General features: G+C 70.6%; 5 protein-coding genes and 1 pseudogene. 5 read left to right on the top strand and 1 reads right to left on the bottom strand.

Annotation, left to right across the window (positions count from 1 at the left end):
- Positions 1-89 precede the first annotated feature (89 nt).
- The 5 genes from FPV16_RS23665 to FPV16_RS23685 all read left to right on the top strand — a co-directional run bounded on the left by FPV16_RS23665 (position 90) and on the right by FPV16_RS23685 (position 6,082).
- A complete protein-coding gene (locus FPV16_RS23665; protein ID WP_227440983.1) occupies positions 90-1,175 on the top strand; it encodes a molybdopterin-binding protein in 1,086 nt (361 codons plus the stop codon).
- Positions 1,172-3,376: a molybdopterin biosynthesis protein gene (locus FPV16_RS23670; protein ID WP_227440984.1), complete on the top strand. Its 2,205-nt coding sequence runs from the start codon at positions 1,172-1,174 to the stop codon at positions 3,374-3,376. Before FPV16_RS23665 ends, FPV16_RS23670 begins: the two co-directional genes overlap by 4 nt.
- A 71-nt stretch (positions 3,377-3,447) precedes the next feature.
- A complete protein-coding gene (gene mobB, locus FPV16_RS23675) occupies positions 3,448-3,987 on the top strand; it encodes a molybdopterin-guanine dinucleotide biosynthesis protein B (RefSeq protein WP_413629348.1) in 540 nt (179 codons plus the stop codon).
- Complete coding sequence (glp, locus tag FPV16_RS23680) at positions 3,971-5,224, top strand: gephyrin-like molybdotransferase Glp (RefSeq protein WP_227440985.1); 1,254 nt, start codon at positions 3,971-3,973, stop codon at positions 5,222-5,224. Before mobB ends, glp begins: the two co-directional genes overlap by 17 nt.
- Before the next feature lie 156 nt (positions 5,225-5,380).
- Positions 5,381-6,082 carry a TerC family protein gene (locus FPV16_RS23685; RefSeq protein ID WP_227440986.1) on the top strand — a complete coding sequence of 234 codons (702 nt, stop codon included), beginning with the start codon at positions 5,381-5,383 and terminating at the stop codon, positions 6,080-6,082.
- A gap of 554 nt (positions 6,083-6,636) precedes the next feature.
- Here the strand turns inward: FPV16_RS23685 and FPV16_RS23690 are convergent.
- Positions 6,637-6,839 (bottom strand): annotated as a pseudogene (locus FPV16_RS23690) (hypothetical protein); the annotation flags it as partial.

A 6,839-nucleotide genomic window follows, 5' to 3' on the forward strand; every position in this document is an offset into this window, starting at 1 on the left:
CCTCCTGTCTTCCCCGCCGCCGGCCGCTCGGCTGATCCGCCACAAGCGGGGTTGCTCACCCGGTCGCGATGCCGCATCCGTCTCGGTGCATGTCGATCCGGTCCGCCACTTCGGCCTCGATGCCCCTCGACGAGGCCCTGGCGCGGCTCCTCGAGGTCGCGCCCGTCGCCACCATCCTCGCGCCCGTGCGGGAGGGGATCGGCTTGGTCCTCGGCGAGGATGCGGTCGCTCTCAGCGATCATCCCGCCGAGCCGCGCGCGCGCCGGGACGGTTGGGCCGTGGCCGCCGGAGATGTGACCGGCGCCTCTCCCTACGCACCCGTTGCCTTGCGCTCACCTCCCACATGGGTGGAGGATGGCGACGCGCTGCCGCTGGTTACCGATACCGTGCTGCCGCCGGACGCCCTCCACAGCGATGGCGACATCGTCGCCGATGCGGCGCAGGGCGAGGGCGTCTCTCGCCTCGGCCAGGAGGCTGCGCGCGGGGACGTGCTGGCGCGGGCCGGCGAGCGGTTGACGCCGCTTCGTGCCCTCGCCCTCGCCGGGGTCGGGATCGAGGCGGTGGCGGTGCGCAGGCCCCATATCCACATCGTCGCGATCGGCCATGGTGCTGCCTCGGCGGTCTCCGACTGGGTCGTGGCGGCGGGAGCTCGGATCACGTCGAGCGTCTCCGCCCGCGACGTGGAATCCATCGCCGCTGCGCTGCAGGTCGATGGGGCCGACGCGGTGCTCGTTGTCGGCGGCACCGGGTTCGGCCGCACCGATCACAGTGCGGAGGCCCTCGCCCGAACGGGCCGCCTCGACGCCCACGGGATCGCCCTGCATCCGGGGGAGAGCGCCGGGTTCGGCCGGATCGGGACGGTCCCGGTCCTGCTGCTGCCCGGTCGGCCGGATGCCGCTCTCGCGACATTCCTCGCCCTCGGGCGGCCCCTGCTGGCCCGTCTCTCCGGCACGGCTCCGCCCGATGGCGTCAAAGGCCGCCTCACCCGGAAGATCGCCTCCACCGTCGGCATGAGCGAAATCGTCTTCGTGCGAACGACACGGGAGGGGGTGGAGCCCATCGGCGGCGGGGATCTGCCGCTGCGGCGTCTGATCCTCGCGGAGGGCGCGGTTCTGGTACCGCCGGAGCGGGAAGGCTACCCTGAGGGCGAGTGGATCGAGATCGTGCCCCTGTGAACCGCCCCGACGGAGTTGAGACGAGAGAAGACTTCCTGGCGAGGCTGTCGCGCGCGGCACGCCAGGAGCAGTTCCTCCAGGTGGTCAGCCGCGACGAGGCCGTCTCGCGGTTTCGCGCGGCGGTTCCGCATGCCGCGCTGCCGGGAGAGAGCGTGCCGCTGGCGGCCTGCCTCGGCCGCGCCTTGGCGGGCGACGTCGCCTCGCCCATCGACGTGCCTCCCTTCGACCGGGCTCTCGTGGACGGTTTCGCCCTCCGCGCCTCCGACACGATGGGCGCGAGCCAGGCCGAGCCGCGCCGCCTCGGCCTCAACCATGAGATCCTCGCCTGCGGCGTCGCGCCCCGGCTCGTGGTCCTGCCCGGCACGGCGACGGCCATCGCCACCGGCGGGGTGATGCCGCGCGGAGCCGACGCGGTGGTGATGGTGGAGGCCACGGGCATCGCATCCGGCGACGGTCCGCTCGCCATCGACCTCGACCGGGTGGCAGCACCTGGGCAATTCGTCGGCTATGCCGGCTCCGACATGGCGCGCGGCGAGACCGTGCTGCGCAAGGGCAGCGTGATCACCGCGCGGGAAATCGGCATGCTCGCCGCGTGCGGCCTCGCCGAGGTCGAGGTGGTGCGCCGGCCGAGGATCGCCGTGCTCTCCACCGGCGACGAGCTGACGGCTCCGGGCCAGCCCCTTTCGCCCGCCGGCATCTACGATTCCAACGGCGCCATCATCGCCGCCTCGGTCACCGAGAATGGCGGCGTCCCCGTGCCCTTCGGCATCGTCGCGGATGACGAAGCGGCTCTGGAGGACGCGATCCGCGCGGCCCTGTCGGACTGCGACGTCGTCGTCCTGTCGGGGGGGACCTCGAAGGGGGCGGGCGATGTCTCGCATCGCATCCTCTCGCGCCTCGGCGAGCCCGGCATCCTCGTCCACGGCGTCGCCCTGAAGCCCGGCAAGCCCCTCTGCCTCGCCAAGGCGCAGGACAAGGCCATCGTCGTCCTGCCGGGCTTCCCGACCTCGGCGATGTTCACCTTCCACGAATTCGTGGTGCCGCTCGTCCGGTCGCTGGCCGGGCTTCCGCCACGGGAGGAGGACAGCGTCGAGGCCGTGCTGCCCCAGCGCATCGCCTCCGAACGCGGGCGGATGGAATTCGTCATGGCCTCGCTCACCCATGGGCGGGACGCCCCGGTCGCGGTCCCGCTCTCCAAGGGCTCCGGCTCGGTGACGGCCTTCTCCCAGGCCGACGGCTTCTTCGCCATCCCCGCCGCGCGGGCGGGGATGGAGGCCGGCGAGCGGGTGAGCCTGTCGCGGATTGGCGCCGGCACCCGCGCCCCCGACCTCACCCTCGTGGGCAGCCATTGCATCGGCCTCGACGCCGTCGTCGGACGTCTGGCCGAGCGCGGCATCCGCGCCCGCACCATCTGGGTCGGCTCCTCGGGGGGGCTCGCCTCCCTCAAGCGTGGCGAATGCGACATCGCCGCGCTGCATCTCCTCGATCCGGAGACCGGCCGCTACAACACGCCCTTCCTCACGCCGAGCTTACGCCTCGCGGAGGGATGGAGCCGGATGCAGGGCGTCGTGTTCCGCCCCGGCGATACCCGGTTCGCGGGGCTACGATCGTCACACATCTCGCGGGTCCACGGGTCCCCTCTCCTGGAAGGAGAGGGACAGGGTGAGGTGTGCGACCTTATCGGAGAGTCCACGCACCTCACCCCAACCCTCTCCTTCCAGGAGAGGGAGCCCAGCGCGCTTCCGGTCGAACCCTCGAGGGCAAGGGGAGCAGCCGACGAGCAGAGGGGTGGATCCATGAGCTTTGCTGGGCGGGACGCGGCGGAGGCGGTGTCGGCGCTGGTCCGCGACCCCGACGCGATCATGGTGAACCGCAACACCGGATCGGGGACGCGGCTTCTCATCGACGGGGTGCTGGACGGCGCCCGGCCGCCGGGATTCTGGAACCAGCCTCGCTCGCACAATGCTGTCGCCGCCGCCGTGGCCCAGGGTCGGGCGGATTGGGGCGTCGCCATCGAGAGCGTCGCCCGCGCCTACGGCCTCGGCTTCCTGCCGCTCACCGACGAGCGCTACGATTTCGCCTATGTCGGGGATCGGGCGCGGGAGCCGGCTCTGGCCGCCTTCCTCTCCCTCCTCGCTGAGCCCGAAACCGGGGCGGCCCTGGCCGAACTCGGCTTTCCCCGCGCATGGACCCTGTCATGACGGACCCGGCCATGACGGACCCGGCCATGACGGACCCGGCCATGACGGACCCGGCCATGACGGAGCCCGCGATGCGGGTCATGGGCCTTGCCGGCTGGAGCGGGGCGGGCAAGACCACCCTGCTGGCCAAGCTCATCCCCGCGCTGATCGCCCGGGGGCTGACGGTCTCCACCATCAAGCACGCGCATCACGCCTTCGACGTGGACCAGCCGGGCAAGGATTCGTACCGGCATCGGCAGGCGGGCGCATCGGAAGTGCTGATCTCATCCGCCGTTCGGTGGGTGCAGATGCACGAGGTGCGCGACGGCGAGGAAGCGGGTCTCGCCGACCTGCTGCGCCGTCTAAGCCCCTGCGATCTCGTGCTGGTGGAAGGCTTCAAGCGCGAGGGCCATCCAAAGATCGAAATCCATCAGAACGCCAACGGCCGTCCGCCGCTTCATCCGCAGGACGAGAACATCGTCGCCATCGCCAGCGACGGGGCGTTTCCCGATGCGAGGATCCCCGTGGTCGATCTCGACGACGTGGCGGCCATCGCCGATCTCGTCGCGTCCCTGGCGGAGCCGGTCGATGTCATCCTGAACAGGATCGAACGCCATGGCGCAGCTGACTGACGATTGCTTCGCCTTCGGCGGACGATTGATGAGCGTGGACGATGCCCTCGCGCTGATCGCGGAGCGGCTTCCCGTGCTGGCCGGGATCGAGACCGTGCCGCTGCACGACGCGGACGGGCGCGTGGCGGCGGAGGACGTGACCGCCGGGATCGACCTGCCGCCCTTCGACAATTCGGCGGTGGATGGCTACGCCGTGCGCCATGCCGACCTCGCTTCTTCGGGCGAGACGCGGATGAGCGTCGAAGGCCGGATCGCCGCCGGCCATGCCGGCCTGACGATGGCGAACGGGCCGAGCGCCATCCGCATCTTCACCGGCGCGCGGATGCCGGGCGGCGCCGACACGGTCTTCATGCAGGAGGACGTGACGGTGGAGGGGACCGGCATCGTCCTGCCGCAGGGCCTGAAGCGCGGGGCGAACCGCCGGCTCGCCGGCGAGGATGTCCCCAGAGGCGGCACCATCGTCACCGCGGGGCGGCGCCTGTCGCCGCAGGACGTGGCTTTGGCCGCCGCCACCGGCCGCTCGTCCCTGGCCGTCCGCCGCCGCCTCACGGTGGCGGTGTTCTCCACCGGCGACGAACTGGCCGAACCGGGCGCCGTCCTGGCGCCGGGGGCGATCCACGATTCCAACCGGGTGATGCTGGTCGCCCTCCTGAAGCGCCTCGGCGCGGAGGTGAGCGACCTCGGGATACTGCGCGACGACCGGGCGGTTCTCGCCACGCGCCTCGCGGAGGCCGCGTCCGCCCACGATCTCCTCCTCACCTCCGGCGGAGTCTCCACCGGCGAGGAGGACCATGTGAAGCCGGCGGTGGAGAGCGTCGGCAGCCTGGTGTTCTGGCGTCTCGGCATCAAGCCGGGCCGTCCGGTGGCGATGGGCGTCGTGCGGGGTACGCCCTTCGTCGGATTGCCGGGCAATCCCGTGGCCGCCTACGTCACCCTCCTGTTCGTGGTGCGCCCCCTGCTGGCGCGCCTCGGCGGCGAACATTTCGGCGCACCCCTCGCAATCCCGGCCCGCTCCACCTTCGCCTATCGCAAGAAGGCCGGCCGCCGCGAATTCGTGCGCGTCAGCCTGAGGCGCGCCGCCGATGGCGGGTTGGAGGCGGTGAAGTTCCCCCGGGACGGGGCCGGCCTCCTCACCTCGCTCACGGGCAGCGACGGGCTGGCGGCCCTCCACGACGACGTCACCGCCATCGAGCCCGGCGACACGATCGAGGTTTTTCCGCACGTCGTGCTGTACTGACGGGAATCTCCCGTACCGGTCCGGGAGAGCGTAACCGGAGCTTGCATTGCGCAGACTCCCGCACGATGTGCCCGGTCAGGGCCGAGGATTCTCGGTGTTCGAGCGGGGGGCCGCTCGCCCTCCGCCATTGCCACTCCGACCCGACCGAAAGCGCCGATGGACTTTCTCGACTCGCATTTCCTCGTCTCGGTGCTGCAGATCGTCTGGATCGACCTGCTCCTCTCCGGCGACAACGCGGTCGTCATCGCCATGGCGTGCCGATCCCTTCCCCCCGAGCAGCGCCGCACCGGCATCCTCCTCGGCGCGGGAACGGCCGTGGGGCTGCGCATCCTGTTTGCCGTCATCATCACCTATCTGCTGGCGGTGCCGTTCCTGCGGATCGGCGGAGGGCTCCTGCTCCTGTGGATCGCGGTGAAGCTCGCCCTCGGCGAGGACGATGAAGGTCACGCGGTGGGAGACAGCGCGACCTTGTGGAAGGCGGTGCGGACCATCGCCATTGCCGACGCCGTCATGAGCCTCGACAACGTGGTCGCCATCGCGGCGGTGGCGAAGGGCGAGGTCTCGCTGTTCGTCTTCGGCCTGCTGCTGTCGATCCCGCTCATCGTGGCGGGCGCCTCCCTCATCTCCACGTTGCTGAAGCGGTTCCCCCTCGTCATCTGGGCGGGCGCCGCGCTTCTGGGCTGGATCGCCGGCGAGATGATCGTCACCGATCCCTACATCGCCGAACACGTGGCCTCCGTGCCCCACGCGCACCAGGCCGCCGCCGCGATCTGCGCCGTCCTCGTCGTCGCCGTGGCGTTCATCTGGAAACGGGCGACCGCATCGCCCGAGCCGATCGCCGATCAGAGCCGGCACTGATACGACGTCTTACTGACCTTGACCCTTGGGCTACGGCATTCACACCTTTCGCGGGCACGACGGGTCCCCTCTCCTGGAAGGAGAGGGAGCCGGTCGCGCCTCATGTCGAACCCTCTTGGATAACGGGACCAGCCGGCGAGCAGATGGGTGAATCCCGTAGGACCCATGGGTCAGGGTTAGTGAGGTCCGGCGGACGGCCGCCGCCGGGCAGTCGCGCGGGCAGACCTCAATGAGTCAGACTTATCGAGGTCTGGCATGAGACGCTGTTTAACGTGCATTTCCAAGACTTTACCTCATTCTGAGGCACCGTGTAGCGGCCTCGAAGGAGGGGTCCAGGGATCACGCGACCACTGGAGGGCTCCTTCGAGGCCCGCTGACGCGGGCACCTCAGGATGAGGTGATTGGTTGGGATGATCGACTTTGGCGGATGGGCGACTCCGGCATGAGTATCCGCAGAGACATCGGGTCAGATAGGCTGCGAGCCCGGTGACCAACGAAAAACGGCCCCTCACGAGGGGCCGTTTTCCGTCATCGGCATGGGGTCCGACGCGGACCTACCGCGCCGCTTCGAGATATTTGAGGTCGAGGGCGGCCAGCGACATCAGGGGCGACGGCATGACGACACCGTCGCGGCGGATCAGCCGGGCGACCCGCTGGCACCCCGCGATGTCGTTGGCACCGGCGGCGGCATCGCCCTGTTCGATGAAGGCGGCACTCGGCATCTTCGGCGGAGGGGCTGCCGGGGCTGCTGGGGCGG

The organism is Methylobacterium sp. W2, assembly GCF_020662345.1.
Classification (GTDB): Bacteria; Pseudomonadota; Alphaproteobacteria; order Rhizobiales; family Beijerinckiaceae; genus Methylobacterium.

Excerpts from the sequence above, each read along its gene's own strand:
- FPV16_RS23685 (WP_227440986.1), top strand. The coding sequence starts at position 5,381 with ATGGACTTTCTCGACTCGCATTTCCTCGTCTCGGTGCTGCAGATCGTC.
- FPV16_RS23665 (WP_227440983.1), top strand. The coding sequence starts at position 90 with ATGTCGATCCGGTCCGCCACTTCGGCCTCGATGCCCCTCGACGAGGCC.
- mobB (WP_413629348.1), top strand. The coding sequence starts at position 3,448 with ATGCGGGTCATGGGCCTTGCCGGCTGGAGCGGGGCGGGCAAGACCACC.
- glp (WP_227440985.1), top strand. The coding sequence starts at position 3,971 with ATGGCGCAGCTGACTGACGATTGCTTCGCCTTCGGCGGACGATTGATG.